Source organism: Streptococcus sp. 10824, assembly GCF_013276595.1.
In the GTDB taxonomy this organism is placed as follows: Bacteria; Bacillota; Bacilli; order Lactobacillales; family Streptococcaceae; genus Streptococcus; species Streptococcus pseudopneumoniae.
This window is the reverse complement of record NZ_VMLH01000021.1, coordinates 22,210-38,207: the sequence shown is the minus strand read 5'-3', so window position 1 is coordinate 38,207 and position 15,998 is coordinate 22,210. Positions and strand designations below refer to the sequence as shown.

Annotated in this window: 10 protein-coding genes and 2 pseudogenes; 11 read left to right on the top strand and 1 reads right to left on the bottom strand. The window is 39.7% G+C overall.

Features of this window, described 5'->3' with window-relative positions; translation table 11 throughout:
* The gene (locus HT701_RS02310) at positions 1-957 is read left to right on the top strand and encodes an ABC transporter permease (protein ID WP_023940960.1); all 957 of its coding nucleotides are present in this window, start codon (positions 1-3) and stop codon (positions 955-957) included.
* A 38-nt stretch (positions 958-995) separates the two neighbouring features.
* Here HT701_RS02310 and plsY read toward each other — a convergent pair whose 3' ends face one another.
* Complete coding sequence (plsY, locus tag HT701_RS02305; RefSeq protein WP_119919812.1) at positions 996-1,637, bottom strand: glycerol-3-phosphate 1-O-acyltransferase PlsY; 642 nt, start codon at positions 1,635-1,637, stop codon at positions 996-998.
* A gap of 135 nt (positions 1,638-1,772) precedes the next feature.
* Here plsY and parE point away from each other — a divergent pair, with 135 nt between their 5' ends.
* The 10 genes and pseudogenes from parE (at position 1,773) to HT701_RS02255 (ending at position 15,988) form a co-directional block, all read left to right on the top strand.
* Positions 1,773-3,716 carry a DNA topoisomerase IV subunit B gene (gene parE / locus HT701_RS02300; RefSeq protein ID WP_119919813.1) on the top strand — a complete coding sequence of 648 codons (1,944 nt, stop codon included), beginning with the start codon at positions 1,773-1,775 and terminating at the stop codon, positions 3,714-3,716.
* A gap of 14 nt (positions 3,717-3,730) precedes the next feature.
* Positions 3,731-5,757, top strand: a pseudogene (locus HT701_RS11725) (N-6 DNA methylase).
* Positions 5,758-5,774: 17 nt separating this feature from the next.
* The gene (locus HT701_RS11360; RefSeq protein WP_119919814.1) at positions 5,775-6,896 is read left to right on the top strand and encodes a restriction endonuclease subunit S; all 1,122 of its coding nucleotides are present in this window, start codon (positions 5,775-5,777) and stop codon (positions 6,894-6,896) included.
* Positions 6,897-7,045: 149 nt separating this feature from the next.
* Positions 7,046-7,387, top strand: coding sequence for a hypothetical protein (locus HT701_RS02285; protein WP_000428283.1), 342 nt, complete (start codon positions 7,046-7,048; stop codon positions 7,385-7,387).
* Positions 7,388-7,399: 12 nt separating this feature from the next.
* A complete protein-coding gene (locus HT701_RS02280) occupies positions 7,400-8,002 on the top strand; it encodes a Fic family protein (protein WP_050261457.1) in 603 nt (200 codons plus the stop codon).
* A 64-nt stretch (positions 8,003-8,066) separates the two neighbouring features.
* Entirely contained in the window at positions 8,067-8,894 is an 828-nt protein-coding gene (locus HT701_RS02275) for an aminoglycoside 6-adenylyltransferase (RefSeq protein WP_119919815.1), read from the top strand.
* Positions 8,895-8,944: 50 nt separating this feature from the next.
* Entirely contained in the window at positions 8,945-10,114 is a 1,170-nt protein-coding gene (locus HT701_RS02270) for a hypothetical protein (protein WP_023936678.1), read from the top strand.
* A 257-nt stretch (positions 10,115-10,371) separates the two neighbouring features.
* The gene (parC, locus tag HT701_RS02265) at positions 10,372-12,843 is read left to right on the top strand and encodes a DNA topoisomerase IV subunit A (RefSeq protein ID WP_138705528.1); all 2,472 of its coding nucleotides are present in this window, start codon (positions 10,372-10,374) and stop codon (positions 12,841-12,843) included.
* Between the two features lie 134 nt (positions 12,844-12,977).
* Complete coding sequence (locus HT701_RS02260; protein ID WP_023936685.1) at positions 12,978-14,000, top strand: branched-chain amino acid aminotransferase; 1,023 nt, start codon at positions 12,978-12,980, stop codon at positions 13,998-14,000.
* 22 nt (positions 14,001-14,022) lie between these two features.
* Positions 14,023-15,988 (top strand): annotated as a pseudogene (locus HT701_RS02255) (peptide ABC transporter substrate-binding protein).
* Positions 15,989-15,998 lie beyond the last annotated feature (10 nt).

Genomic DNA, 15,998 nt, shown 5'->3' with positions numbered 1-15,998 from the left:
ATGTCTATTACAACCTTGCTCACCCTCTTGGTGTCTTCTATGCTGATTTACTCAGCACCCCTCATCTTTACAAGTATCGGTGGTGTTTTCTCTGAACGTGGTGGTGTGGTAAACGTCGGCCTTGAAGGAATTATGGTTATGGGTGCCTTTTCTGGAGTTGTCTTTAACCTTGAATTTGCAGAACAATTTGGAGCAGCAACTCCATGGTTATCTTTGTTAGTTGCAGGATTGGTAGGGGGAATCTTTTCTATCATCCACGCAGCAGCGACGGTTCATTTCCGTGCAGACCATGTTGTCAGCGGTACGGTTTTGAACTTGATGGCGCCTGCCTTGGCTGTTTTCTTAGTGAAAGTTCTTTATAACAAAGGACAAACCGACAATCTAAGTCAGACTTTTGGGCGCTTTGATTTCCCAGTCTTGGCGAATATCCCAGTTATCGGAGATATCTTCTTCAAGTCAACTAGTCTACTTGGTTATCTGGCGATTGCCTTCTCATTCCTTGCTTGGTTTATCCTCTTCAAGACTCGATTTGGTCTTCGTCTCCGCTCTGTCGGTGAACATCCTCAAGCAGCAGATACCTTGGGAATCAATGTCTATAAAATGAGATATTTAGGGGTTATTATTTCAGGTTTCCTAGGTGGAATTGGTGGAGCGATTTATGCTCAATCAATCTCAGTTAACTTCTCAGTGACAACTATTGTTGGACCTGGATTTATCGCCCTTGCTGCGATGATCTTTGGAAAATGGAATCCAATCGGAGCTATGCTATCTAGTCTCTTCTTTGGACTTTCACAAAGTTTGGCTGTTATCGGTTCTCAATTGCCATTCCTACAAGGAGTGCCAGCGGTTTACCTTCAAATCGCACCTTATGTTTTGACAATTCTTGTCTTGGCAGCTTTCTTTGGAAAAGCAGTTGCACCAAAAGCAGATGGTATCAACTATATCAAATCAAAATAAGCATACAAAAAAACGTCAGTTCTGTTTAAACTGGCGTTTTATTTTTTAGGATTTTGATGGGTTAGGTTTAATCCCCAAGGGACCAAATTTTCAGTTTTATTTTTGATACGAGCGATATTGTCCTTATGTCGAATGATAATCAAACTAGCAAGAGCTAGGATAATAGCGATGAAGAGAGGGTCATAGTTATTCAGGATAAAACCAAAAAGTGGAAAGAGTAGAACTCCGATGACAGCTGCGATAGATGCTGTGACACTAGACAGTGAAATCATGCTACCAAGATAGAGGGTTCCAAAGAAAACAACTGCAAGGTAGAGACAGAAGACAGGCGCAAATCCGAAAATCACTCCAGCACTGGTTGCGACAGCCTTGCCTCCCTTAAATCCTGCAAAGATAGGGAAGGTATGGCCAATAACAGCCAAAAGTCCAAAGATGAGAGGAGAAACGCCTTGCAGATAAAACATAATCGGAAGCAGTGTTGCTAGGGTTCCTTTGAAAAAGTCAATCACAAAGGTTGCCATTCCCGCTTTCTTTCCTAAAATTCGGAAGGTATTGGTCGTTCCAGTGTTACCAGAACCATGCTCGCGCAGATTGATTTGAAAGAATACTTGTCCAATCCAGAGACCAGACGGAATCGAACCCAGCAGATAGGCTAGGATTAATAAAACTATTGTAATCATACTCCTATTATATCATGAAATGAAGAAGAAAGGCAGAGAATCTCTTCTGAAATTGTTACATCGGAGAAAGAAAAATTTTGCAAAATCCTTGGAAAACCTGTAGAATAGTAAAGATGAACGAATAGGAGGTTCCTTGTGTCAAAAAAGGAAATCAATATTAACAATTATAATGATGATGCCATTCAGGTGCTAGAAGGGTTGGATGCGGTCCGTAAACGTCCAGGTATGTACATTGGGTCGACCGATGGCGCTGGTCTCCATCACCTAGTCTGGGAAATCGTTGATAATGCAGTCGATGAGGCCTTGTCTGGATTTGGTGATCGTATTGATGTGACCATCAATAAGGACGGGAGTTTGACTGTGCAAGACCATGGACGTGGGATGCCGACAGGTATGCACGCTATGGGAATTCCAACTGTTGAGGTTATCTTTACCATTCTTCACGCCGGAGGGAAATTCGGTCAAGGAGGCTACAAAACATCTGGTGGTCTCCACGGGGTTGGTTCTTCCGTTGTAAATGCTCTATCTAGTTGGCTGGAGGTAGAAATCACTCGTGACGGTGCAGTCTACAAGCAACGTTTTGAAAATGGGGGAAAACCTGTCACAACCTTGAAGAAAATCGGTACAGCTCCCAAGTCTAAAACAGGTACCAAGGTTACGTTTATGCCTGACGCGACGATCTTCTCTACGACAGATTTCAAGTACAATACCATTTCAGAGCGCCTTAATGAGTCAGCCTTTCTCTTGAAAAATGTGACCTTGTCTTTGACAGATAAGCGAACAGATGAAGCAATCGAATTCCATTATGAGAATGGGGTACAAGACTTTGTTTCTTATCTCAACGAAGACAAGGAGACCTTAACGCCAGTTCTTTACTTTGAAGGGGAAGATAATGGTTTCCAAGTGGAAGTGGCCCTCCAGTACAATGACGGATTTTCAGATAACATTCTATCCTTTGTCAATAACGTTCGTACCAAGGACGGCGGAACGCATGAGACAGGATTCAAGTCTGCCATTACCAAGGTCATGAATGACTATGCGCGTAAGACAGGTCTTCTCAAGGAAAAAGATAAAAACCTTGAAGGGTCAGACTATCGTGAGGGACTAGCGGCCGTTCTTTCTATCTTGGTTCCAGAAGAACACCTCCAGTTTGAAGGACAGACCAAGGACAAATTAGGCAGTCCACTAGCTCGTCCCGTTGTGGATGGAATTGTGGCGGATAAGTTGACCTTTTTCCTTATGGAAAATGGTGAATTGGCTTCTAACCTCATCCGTAAGGCTATCAAGGCGCGTGATGCTCGCGAAGCGGCCCGTAAGGCACGTGATGAGAGCCGAAATGGTAAGAAAAATAAAAAAGACAAGGGCTTGCTGTCTGGAAAATTGACCCCAGCCCAGTCTAAGAATCCAGCTAAGAATGAACTCTATCTAGTCGAGGGGGATTCTGCCGGAGGTTCTGCCAAACAAGGCCGTGACCGCAAGTTCCAGGCTATTCTACCTCTTCGTGGTAAGGTTATCAATACAGCCAAGGCCAAGATGGCGGATATCCTCAAAAATGAAGAAATCAATACCATGATTTATACCATCGGTGCAGGTGTTGGAGCAGATTTCTCTATTGAAGATGCCAACTATGACAAGATCATTATCATGACCGATGCGGATACCGACGGTGCCCATATCCAGACCTTGCTCTTGACATTTTTCTATCGTTACATGCGTCCCCTAGTTGAGGCAGGACACGTTTATATCGCCCTTCCGCCTCTTTACAAGATGTCCAAAGGCAAAGGCAAGAAAGAAGAAGTAGCCTACGCATGGACAGACGGAGAACTAGAAGAACTCCGCAAACAGTTCGGTAAAGGTGCTACCCTCCAACGCTACAAAGGTCTTGGTGAGATGAATGCAGACCAACTCTGGGAAACAACCATGAACCCAGAAACTCGTACCCTCATCCGTGTCACCATCGAAGACCTAGCCCGCGCCGAACGTCGCGTCAATGTTCTCATGGGAGACAAGGTCGAACCACGCCGTAAGTGGATTGAGGACAATGTCAAGTTTACGCTGGAAGAAGCGACAGTGTTTTAATGAAAGAAAATAATATGTTAGTAAACTGGAAATTAGAGTCGGATGTGAATGACTATGTGAAAAAGCAGTTTGAAAATCTTGGTTTGAAAAAATTGCAGGATTATAATGAAGAATCTGCTATGAGTGCTTATCTCAAAGAGGCGCTTAAGGGAGCGGCTAAGACGCAAACTAAGACTAATTTTGGAAAACCAGATTTTCATATTGAAAAATACAAACAAGTTCCTATCTTGATTGAAAACAAACTCAAATTATCTAAGCTAGTTGCTCAAACAAAGGACGGTATTAAGTTTGATGATAAATCAATTAGTGATTTTGCGGTGAATGGGGTTTTGCATTATGCGAGGGCAGTTATTGATAGTGGTAAATATCATGAAGCCGTCGCAGTTGGTGTTGCAGGTGATAACGAAGAAAATGTGACTATCAAAGTTTATTATGTCTTTGGTTCTGCTCCTAATGCCTATAAAGAGCTATCAAAGGTAACGACTTTTGATTTTTTGGAAAATGAGTCCACCTTTGAGATATTCTACAAAGATGCTGTTTTGAGCGAAGAAGAAAAACACCAAATTCTGATTGATAGTCAAGCGACCTTGCAAGGCTATGCTAAAAAGCTCAATAAATTGATGCACAACCATAATATCACAGCTCCTCAACGGGTGCTTTATGTGTCTGGTATGCTATTATCTATGCAGGATATCGTAGATTGTAAGGGCAAAAAGGTTGATGAGGGCTTAATACCTGACGATTTAAAAGGTGTGCAGTCTGAAACCAAGCGTGATGGTAAGAAAGTTGTTGATCAAATCAAGGCTTTCCTAGATGAACGTGAAATCAATGAAGATAAGAAAACTCTCATGTTGGCTTCTTTTGGAGAAATTTCCAAAGATAGCCAGCGTGACGAGTTGATTACCAATGACAAAGAAGTAGCACAACTTCTCCCTCAAAAGGAAAATTCTGTTACCAAGCAAATCTTCACTTTTATCTATGAGAATATTTTCAAGTCCATTGATGGTTTGGGTGGACATATCGATATTATGGGGAGATGTACTCCGAATTTCTAAAGTATGCTTTGGGAGATGGAAAAGAAATTGGTATTGTTCTGACCCCTCCTTATGTTACCAAAATGATGGCGCAAATTCTGGGGATAACAAGTGAGAGCAAGGTTATGGATTTGGCGACTGGTTCAGCTGGTTTCCTCATTTCAGCGATGGAGTTGATGATAGATCATGCAAATATCAGTTTTGGGAAGGGGACTTCTCGAGCCAACGAGGAGATTGCGAAGCTCAAGAAAGATAACCTGCTAGGAATAGAACTTAATGCAGAGATGTATACCTTAGCGACAACCAATATGATTCTTCGTGGAGATGGATCTAGTCGAATTGAAAAAGGTTCTGCATTCAATCGTCCTGAGAGTCTGTTTACGGATTTTAAAGCTAATCGTGTCTTGCTGAATCCCCCTTTCTCTTATGAAGAAAATGGTCTTCCTTTTATAGCCTATGGTTTGGATAAGATGGAGCGTGGTGGCCTAGGTGCCATTATCATTCAAGATAGTGCTGGTTCTGGTAAGGCAACAAAGACAGCTAAAGCTATTTTGAAAAAGCATACCCTACTTGCTTCTATCAAAATGCCTGTTGACCTTTTTGTTCCCATGGCAGGAGTCCAGACTTCTATCTACATTTTTAAGGCTCATGAGGCACACGATTACGACCAGACGGTTAAATTTATTGACTTTAGAAATGACGGTTTTAAACGTGCTAAGCGAGGTATTTCAGAGGTTGATAATCCTATCCAGCGTTACCAAGATGTGATTAAAATTTATAAGGCTGGAAAGAGAGCGGAAGTGAGTAAAGAACTTTGGGATTTAGATGCTATCTTTATTGAGGACTTTATCACTGACAAGGGTAATGATTGGAATTTCGAACAGCACCAGATCATTGATACAAAACCAACCTTGGATGATTTTAAAAAGACTGTTACTGACTACTTAGCTTGGGAAGTGGAACAACTCCTGAAAAACAAGGGGGAAGATAGCTCAAAAAAAGCCTAAGCCCTCGCCTTCAAAAATTGGAAGAGGAATTTGAAGCAAGTGGGGGCGAGTGGAGAGAGTATCGGATAGGAGATTTATTTGGTAATATTGTTCAGGGTTCCCGTCTAACGAAAGCAGATCAGATAGATGGCCTTTTACCATTTGTGATGGCAGGAGTGACTAATACGGGTGTCGTTAGACATATTGGGAATAAGATGACTATTTTTCCAAAAAATTCTCTGACTATTGATATTTTTGGAAATGTTTTTTATCGAAATTATGAATTTAGCGCATCAGATGATGTGGGTGTCTACTGGAATGACGAAGAGTATAGTGAACACTCCATGTTATTTTTAGCATCTTCAATTCAAAAATCTTTAGTTGGTAAATTTGATTTTGGAAATAAGCTACGCTCTTCTAAATCTCATGACCTCCTAGTTAAACTTCCAACTCTCAATAACAAATTAGCATTTTCATACATGGAAAGCTACATCAAAGCGCTCGAGTCTGAACGCATCGAGACGCTCGAGTCTTATCTAACTGTAACAAATCTTAGGGATTATCATCTTACAAAAAATGATGAAAAAGTACTTGACAAGTTTGCAAAACTTTCCGATACTAAGAGTAGAGTAGAGGAGTCGGAGGTATTCCAACTTTCTCAGGTCTTTAACTTATCCAGTAGTAAAAAGAAATTCAATGCAAATATGATTGAGTTTGGAGGAAAGTTTCCTTATGTAGCTCGTGGAGATAGTAACAATGGGATTCGAGGTTATATTACAGAGAGTGAAGAATTTCTCAATCCTGCCAACACAATTAGTTTTGGTCAAGATACGGCAACGATGTTTTATCAAAAAGAACCCTATTTCACAGGAGATAAAATTAAGGTATTGCGCACTAAAGAAGTAGAATTGGATAGGTATAAAGCTCTTTATTTAATTACTTCATTAAGAAAGAGTTTCTCTACATTTAGTTGGGGAAGTAGCTCTTTTAATGAAAAAGTATTAAAAGAGACAGATGTTAAGCTTCCTATCAAAAATAATCAAATCGACTATACATTTATGTCTGACTTTGTTCGAGCAGTGGAGAAATTAGTTATCAAGGATTTAGTCATCTGGGCTGACAAAAAAATTGCTGCGACTAAGGAAGTAGTAGCAAGATAGTTCAGTATATCTGTCCTTTTTAGGGAGTAGCTGTCCTAATTTTTAGGCAGTTTTTCCCTAAAAAGGACAAGTTGAGTTTTGATAATAGCTATTTATTTACACCTTACAAAAAGTTTACATTGAAAAAAGTAAGAAGGAGGATCCAGTAAATGGAGAATAAGAAACCTAAAGGAGCTGCAAAGATTAGATTGTTCAAAATAAGTCATGCAGAGTATGGGAAAGTACTTGATGTGTTGGATGCGAAAACATCTATTTTGGATGTAAGAAATATGATTTGTAATAGAGAGCCTGATTATGAGTATTTTATTCCAAAAGTGATATTTTCATTGGACAAAGAGGCTAAGGAAAATGGTTTCTATTTTAGCGGACTCAACGGAGATTTTGCTTACTTACCAAGGGTTACTACAGACATTGTAGAGTTTAAGTTGCCAGATGAACTGAAAGAACATATTGCTAAAGGGCACCCTGTTTTCTATACAAAATGGCGTTAATAAGGGGAAGATATGGTATTGGAAAATAAACTAGGCATTACAAACTCAGCCCAGCTGGCAGATGCAGAAGAAAAACTGACAAAAAAACAAGCCGCCCTGCTTTTTCAGACAGGAGACTTGTTCAAGATGGAAGTTGGGACATTTGCAGGGCTGTCAGCTATTCACCACTATCTTTTTTCAGGTATCTATGATTTCGCTGGAAAAATCCGTGATGTCAATATTGCAAAGGATAACTTTCAATTTGCCCCCCGTATTTTTTTAGAGCAATCCTTGCAGTATATTGACAAACTTCCTCATGATAATTTTGATCAAGTAGTTGATAAGTATGCGGATATGAATATTGCCCATCCTTTCCGTGAGGGGAATGGACGCGCAATGCGGATTTGGCTAGATTGTATGCTTCGTCAGAAACTGGGCAAAGTGGTAGACTGGAATGCTATAGATAAGGATGAATACCTGAATGCCATGAAGCGTAGTGCAGTATCGACTGGAGAACTCAAGTATTTGCTCCTCAATAACTTGACGGATGACCTTACTCAGACCAGTTTCTTTAAGAGAGTAGATGCTTCATACTACTACGAAGGATACAGTCTTTACAAGACAGGGGAATTATAGTATAAAAACTATCCAGTAAGAAGAATCAGACGCTTGGTAACCTATAAAATGAGAAGGTGCTGACATGAGAATTGAAACAGAAATGCTAGATCTGATTTTACAAACTGCCAAAACTTTACAAGTTAAAGCTATCGCCATGTCTGGTTCACGGACAAACCAAAAGGTTCAAACAGATGAATTTCAAGACTATGACGTGGTCTATATCGTGGATGATTTAGATAATCTGACGAGTGACCTTTCTTGGCTAGATCAGTTTGGCAAACGCCTGATTGAACAGCATGTCCAGCTTGACCATCGTCGTCTCTACCTCATGCTCTTTGAAGATGGCAATCGTATCGATTTGACTCTTTGTCCTAAAGAACACATTCAAGAATGGGTGGACAGTGAAGCAGGATTCACTGTTTTAGAAGATAAGAAGGGCTTGTTTGAGTCCTATTCTCCCAGTCCAAAGCGTTTCTGGATACATCCAGCTACTGAGACAGATTTTAAAAATTCCTGTAATGAATTTTGGTGGGTGTCGGCCTACGTGGTCAAAGGAATCTGTCGCAAACAAGTCATCTACGCGGCCGACCATCTCTACGGTATTTGTCAGCAAGAATTGCTCAATCTTTTAGCTTGGCAAGTGGCAGCAGATAAGGGAACAGTAGACGTCGGCAAGAACTATAAATATCTCTTTAACTATTTACCTGCTGAGAAAGAGAAGAAGTTCTTAAATTTACTTGATTTCTCCAGTTTAGACAAAATCACTCAGTCTTTGTTTACTACGATGCAACTTTTCCACAAAGAAGCTCAATTCCTTGCTCAAAAAATAGGCTTTGACTACGATAAAGAAGTAGCTGAGAAGATGATTGAGTATGCTGAGGAAAGAAGATGCTTAAATGTAGTAGATTAGAATTCCATTGATAAGGATAAAGCCATTTAGTAACATTTCGGAGGATTATAATGTTTTTAGATTTAGGAATTACTTCATATTTGTTTGGTAAAATAGCGGATTTTTCTTGGGATCAATTTTATGATTCATTAGGTTTGCAAGAGAAGGCTGATAAAAAGAGTTTAAAAAAACTTATCGAAGATTATCGAGATTATATGATAGACCGTCATAAAGATAATCCGTATTTTGAAGAGGTTTTAAGATTTTGGGAGACAAATCATATTGTTGAAGAAATTTTGATGATTGAATATCACTTGAAAAGCACGTTTGCTACTTATGATGATTTTAAAAACGCTTTGGAGGATCAGTATCCTCAGGCTTTCAATAAAAGTTTTTCAATTAGTTTGATGGATGAGCTAGATAAAAAATTTATTGACTTAGTTAGAAAAATGTCTCAGTTTTCTCAGTCAGATATTGCTGTTATAGCAAATGTTATTAAAGAATCGAATTCTGAAATAGTATCCTCAATAGAGGAACTCTTAAAACAATTGCAAGAATTTGGTTTTAAAAATAATATTAAACATGATACTCAACTAGCATATATTCAAAAATCGAAAATAGACAATTTGGTAATTACTCCCCCTGTGATTTCTAAAATGACCATTACTTCAAGAAATGACTATAAATATAATTATTATTTGTTTCAGTCTTTTGAATTTGAAGGTGATTTTGGAGATAATCCAACAGTCTATTTGATTTATTCAGAGGATGATAATAAGATTGAGTTAAATACTTTTAGTCATGGTTTGCAACCTGATAATTTACGAGTTCTAAAATTTAAATCGACAGAAATTGAAGGTAAGAAATATAAATATAATATTTCTAAAGAGTATTGTTATTATTCCAATCAAGGAAATGAATATGATATTAGACCATTCATTGTTGTTGTGCTCGGTGAAGAGGTTATGGGCTTTGCTACCTTAACAATAATTAATAAGTCATTTAAAAAAGGTCAAAGTTTCACTTTACCGTTCACTGGGCATAAAGCATTCATTCCAGCAGCAAGAAAACTTATTTGGCCAAATAAAAAGGATTTATTAAAAAAACTTCATGAACAACAGACTGGTAGAGTTTTCTATTTAGACAATTCTGTTGTAGATGAAGTAATTAAAATTAAAAAGTATTTTTTGGATTCGTTAAAAGAAGAAGTTAAGGATGCATTAAAACAAGAATATGAATAATCTATTTTTTATTATCCAAACACGTCTATTTCTGTGAGATCATTCTTTTCAACTTGCATGTAAAAACTGAACACGGACTAAACGGTGTGTAAAAAAGATAAATCGTTTTTTAGTTATAACCTAGTCCACTTATATAAAATTTGAAAGGAGTTGAACACGCCCTAAATAATGCGTGAAAAAGATAAATTCTCTGGTGAGCTTGCTTACTTCAAGAATCTTCTATTTTCACTTGATATTTTACGGGCTCTGTATCCTATATGAGTAACATTCAAAATATGTCCCTGGAGGACATCATGGGAGAGCGCTTTGGTCGCTACTCCAAGTACATTATTCAAGACCGGGCTTTGCCAGATATTCGTGATGGGTTGAAGCCAGTTCAGCGCCGTATTCTTTATTCTATGAATAAGGATAGCAATACTTTTGACAAGAGCTACCGTAAGTCGGCCAAGTCAGTCGGGAACATCATGGGGAATTTCCACCCACACGGTGACAGTTCTATCTATGATGCCATGGTTCGTATGTCACAGGACTGGAAAAATCGTGAGATTCTAGTTGAAATGCATGGTAATAACGGTTCTATGGACGGAGATCCGCCTGCGGCGATGCGTTATACTGAGGCGCGTTTGTCTGAGGTTGCAGGCTATCTTCTTCAGGATATCGATAAAAAGACCGTTCCTTTTGCTTGGAACTTTGACGATACCGAGAAAGAACCAACTGTCCTGCCAGCTGCCTTTCCAAACCTCTTGGTAAATGGATCTACTGGTATTTCAGCTGGTTATGCCACAGACATTCCTCCCCATAATTTGGCTGAGGTTATTGATGCGGCGGTTTACATGATTGATCATCCAACTGCCAAGGTGGACAAACTCATGGAATTCTTGCCTGGACCAGACTTCCCGACTGGAGGGATTATCCAGGGTCGTGATGAAATCAAGAAGGCCTATGAAACTGGGAAAGGGCGCGTGGTTGTTCGTTCCAAGACTGAGATTGAAAAGCTAAAAGGTGGTAAGGAACAAATCGTTATCACTGAGATTCCTTATGAAATCAACAAGGCCAATCTGGTCAAGAAAATCGATGATGTTCGTGTCAATAATAAGGTGGCTGGGATTGCTGAGGTTCGTGATGAGTCTGACCGTGACGGTCTTCGTATCGCGATTGAGCTCAAAAAAGACGCCAATACGGAGCTTGTTCTCAATTATTTTTTTAAGTACACTGACCTACAAATCAACTACAACTTCAACATGGTGGCGATTGATAATTTTACACCTCGTCAGGTTGGGATTGTTCCAATCCTGTCTAGCTACATCGCCCACCGTCGTGAAGTGATTTTGGCGCGTTCCCGCTTTGACAAGGAAAAGGCTGAGAAACGTCTCCATATCGTCGAAGGTTTGATTCGCGTGATTTCGATTTTGGATGAAGTCATTGCCCTTATCCGTGCTTCTGAGAATAAGGCTGACGCCAAGGAAAACCTCAAAATCAGCTATGATTTTACAGAAGAACAGGCTGAGGCTATCGTAACCTTGCAACTGTACCGTTTGACCAATACCGATGTGGTTGTCTTACAGGAAGAAGAAGCAGAACTTCGTGAAAAGATTGCCATGCTTGCGGCGATTATCGGGGATGAACGGACCATGTACAATCTCATGAAGAAAGAGCTTCGTGAGGTTAAGAAGAAATTTGCGACTCCGCGTTTGAGTAGCTTAGAAGACACTGCGAAAGTAATCGAGATTGATACAGCTAGTCTGATCGCCGAGGAAGATACCTACGTCAGCGTAACCAAGGCAGGTTACATCAAGCGTACCAGCCCGCGTTCCTTTGCGGCTTCAACGCTAGAGGAAATTGGCAAACGTGATGACGATCGTTTGATTTTTGTTCAATCTGCCAAGACAACCCAGCATCTCTTGATGTTCACGACTCTTGGAAATGTCATCTACAGACCAATCCATGAATTAGCAGATATTCGCTGGAAGGACATCGGAGAGCATTTGAGCCAAACTATTACCAATTTTGAAACGAATGAAGAAATCCTTTATGTTGAAGTTGTGGATCAGTTTGATGATGCGACAACTTATTTTGCAGCTACTCGTCTTGGTCAAATCAAACGGGTAGAACGAAAAGAATTCACTCCATGGCGGACCTATAAAACTAAGTCTGTCAAGTATGCTAAGCTCAAAGACGAGACAGACCAGATTGTAGCAGTGGCTCCAATTAAATTGGATGATGTTCTCTTGATTAGCCAAAACGGTTATGCCCTTCGTTTCAATATTGAAGAGGTTCCGGTTGTCGGTGCCAAGGCTGCAGGGGTCAAGGCTATGAACTTGAAAGAAGATGATGTTCTCCAGTCTGCCTTTATTTGCAATACCTCATCCTTCTACCTCTTGACCCAACGTGGAAGTTTGAAACGTGTTTCTATTGACGAAATTCCGGCAACCAGCCGTGCCAAACGAGGACTACAAGTCTTGCGTGAGTTGAAAAACAAACCGCACCGTGTCTTCTTGGCTGGTGCAGTTGCAGAACAAGGCTTCGTTGGTGACCTCTTCAGTACAGAAGTGGACGGGAACGATCAAATTCTGCTTGTCCAATCCAATAAAGGAACAATCTATGAAAGTCGATTGCAAGACTTGAACTTGTCAGAACGCACTAGCAATGGAAGCTTCATTTCTGACACGATTTCAGATGAAGAAGTTTTTGACGCTTATCTTAAAGAAGTATTTACTGAAGTTAAATAAGTGAAATGAAGAATCAGTTCTAAGAGCTGGTTCTTTTTATTGAAGAAATTTTCTGAAAATTACAAAATATACTTGCTATTTTAGAAAAATAGTGTAGAATATAAGAAATAGGTTTTTAGAATAAGGAGTGGAATATGACAGTAACGATTGATTGGGAAAACCTTGGTTTCTCCTATATGAAATTACCTTATCGCTATATTGCTCATTTTAAAAATGGACAATGGAATCAAGGAGAACTTACAGAAGATGCAACCTTGCATATTTCAGAGTCTTCTCCAAGTCTTCACTATGGTCAACAAGCCTTTGAAGGTTTGAAAGCTTATCGTACTAAGGATGGCAGTGTTCAACTGTTCCGTCCTGATGAAAATGCCAAACGCCTGCAACGGACATGTGACCGTCTCTTGATGCCACAAGTTCCGACAGAAATGTTTGTAGAAGCTTGTAAAGCAGTTGTCCGTGCCAATGAAGAATACGTACCACCATACGGAACAGGTGGAACCCTCTATCTTCGCCCTCTTTTGATTGGTGTCGGAGATATTATCGGGGTAAAACCAGCAGAGGAGTATATTTTTACTATCTTTGCTATGCCAGTTGGAAATTACTTTAAGGGTGGTTTGGTCCCAACCAACTTCTTGATTCAGGATGAATATGACCGTGCTGCTCCAAATGGTACAGGTGCGGCTAAGGTTGGTGGAAACTATGCTGCCAGTCTCTTGCCAGGGAAATTGGCCAAGTCACGTCATTTCTCAGATGTTATCTACCTAGATCCATCAACACATACAAAGATTGAAGAAGTCGGATCAGCTAACTTCTTTGGAATTACAGCTGATAATGAATTTGTAACACCATTGAGTCCATCTATCTTGCCATCTATTACCAAGTATTCTTTGCTTTATTTGGCAGAACACCGCTTGGGTTTAACTCCTATTGAGGGTGATGTTCCAATTGATAACCTTGACCGTTTTGTAGAGGCAGGTGCCTGTGGTACAGCAGCGGTTATTTCTCCAATTGGAGGCATTCAACACGGTAATGATTTCCATGTATTCTATAGCGAAACAGAAGTAGGTCCTGTGACTCGTAAACTCTATGATGAATTGACAGGTATTCAGTTTGGTGATATTCCAGCGCCAGAAGGTTGGATTGTAAAAGTAGATTAAAAATATATTAAAGGAGATTTTTATGAAATCGAAAAAGTGGATTTTAACAACAGGACTTATCCTAAGCACAACATCTTTTAGCAGCCTGTGGAAAAGCTGATAAAGAAGCAGATGCTCCGACAACATTTTCTTATGTCTATGCAGTGGATCCAGCATCCTTGGACTACAGCATAGCAACGCGTACATCCACAACAGATATTATCGGAAATGTCGTTGATGGTTTGATGGAAAATGATAAATATGGTAATGTTATTCCTTCTTTGGCTGAGGATTGGTCTGTCTCAAAAGATGGATTGACTTATACCTATAAACTTCGTAAAGGAGTGAAATGGTACACATCAGAAGGCGAAGAATACGCAGAAGTAACAGCCCATGACTTTGTGACAGGACTAAAACACGTTGCTGATGGTAAGTCAGACGGTGTCTCTCTCATCCAAAATTCAATCAAAGGCTTGGACGCCTATATGACTGGTGAAACCAATGATTTCTCTGCAGTTGGTGTTAAAGCTTTGGATGACTACACAGTTGAGTATACATTGAATGCGCCAGAAAGTTTCTGGAATTCAAAAGTTACAACAGCGACGATGTTGCCTGTAAATGAAGAGTTTTTAAAGGCATCTGGAAAGAATTACGGAGAGGTTAGCCCAGCAGGGATTCTCTACAATGGACCTTATTTCTTAAAAACATTGACTTCTAAATCGTTGATTGAATATGAAAAAAATCCAAATTACTGGGATAAAGAAAATGTTAAAATTGAGAAGATTAAATTGACCTACTACGATGGTTCAGATCAGGAGTCTTTGATCCGTAGCTTCTCCTCTGGTGCTTATACGACAGCCCGTCTCTTCCCAAGCAGCTCAAACTTTGCTTCGACTTTGAAAGAATACGGAGATAAAATCACTTATAGCCCACAGGACTCAAGTAGTTATTACTTTACTTTTAACGTAAATCGTCAGTCATACAATAAAACTGCGAAAACAAGCGAAGAGCAAAAGACTTCTACAAAAGAAGCTATGCTTAATAAGGACTTCCGTCAGGCTATCAACTTTGCCTTCAACCGTCATTCGTATGCTGCCCAGCTAAACGGTGAAGATGGTGCGGACAAGATTATTCGTAACAGCCTCGTTCCTGACAACTTTGTACAAGCAGGGGGTAAGAACTTTGGTCAAATCGCTCAAGCAGAGTTGGTGAACTACGGTGACCAATGGAAAGGTGTTGAGCTAGTTGACGGTAAGGACTCTATTTACAACCCTGACAAGGCTAAAGCTACGTTCGAAAAAGCTAAGAAAGACTTGGAATCTAAAGGGGTCACTTTCCCAATTCACTTGGATGTCCCAGTTGAACAAACAGATACCATCGCCGTTCAACAAAGCAACTCTTTCAAACAGTCAATCGAATCAACTCTTGGTGCTGAAAATGTTGTTATCGACGTTCTTCAAATGACAGATAATGAAAAGGAAACAATCACTTCACAAGCGCGTGTTCCTTCTCAAAAAGACTATGATTTGAACAGTACAGGATGGGCTCCAAGCTATCAAGATCCAGCGTCTTACTTGAATATTATGGATCCAAAATCTGGTTCTGCCATGAAACACCTTGGTATTACGAAAGGAAAAGATAAGGATGTTGTCGCTAAACTTGGTTTGGATCAATATAAGAAATTGTTAGAAGATGCTGTTTCTGAGACCACTGACTTAGAGCAGAGATATGAAAAATATGCCAAAGCTCAAGCTTGGTTGACAGATAGTTCATTATTGATGCCAACAGCCTCATCTGGTGGTTCTCCAGTTGTAAGTAACGTAGTACCATTCTCAAAACCATACTCACAAGTTGGTATTAAGGGGGATCCATATATCTTTAAAGGAATGAGATTGCAAAAAGATATTGTCACAACAAAAGAATATGACGAAGCTCTTAAAAAATGGCAAAAAGAAAAATTGGAATCCAATAGTAAATACCAAAAAGAACTAGAAAAGCATATTAAATAAGGAATGGTAT

Bases quoted from the DNA above. Each gene is read 5' to 3' on its own strand.
- HT701_RS02275 (WP_119919815.1), top strand. From the start codon at position 8,067: ATGAGAATTGAAACAGAAATGCTAGATCTGATTTTACAAACTGCCAAA.
- HT701_RS02280 (WP_050261457.1), top strand. From the start codon at position 7,400: ATGGTATTGGAAAATAAACTAGGCATTACAAACTCAGCCCAGCTGGCA.
- HT701_RS02270 (WP_023936678.1), top strand. From the start codon at position 8,945: ATGTTTTTAGATTTAGGAATTACTTCATATTTGTTTGGTAAAATAGCG.
- HT701_RS02285 (WP_000428283.1), top strand. From the start codon at position 7,046: ATGGAGAATAAGAAACCTAAAGGAGCTGCAAAGATTAGATTGTTCAAA.
- HT701_RS02310 (WP_023940960.1), top strand. From the start codon at position 1: ATGTCTATTACAACCTTGCTCACCCTCTTGGTGTCTTCTATGCTGATT.
- plsY (WP_119919812.1), bottom strand. From the start codon at position 1,637: ATGATTACAATAGTTTTATTAATCCTAGCCTATCTGCTGGGTTCGATT.
- parC (WP_138705528.1), top strand. From the start codon at position 10,372: ATGAGTAACATTCAAAATATGTCCCTGGAGGACATCATGGGAGAGCGC.
- HT701_RS02260 (WP_023936685.1), top strand. From the start codon at position 12,978: ATGACAGTAACGATTGATTGGGAAAACCTTGGTTTCTCCTATATGAAA.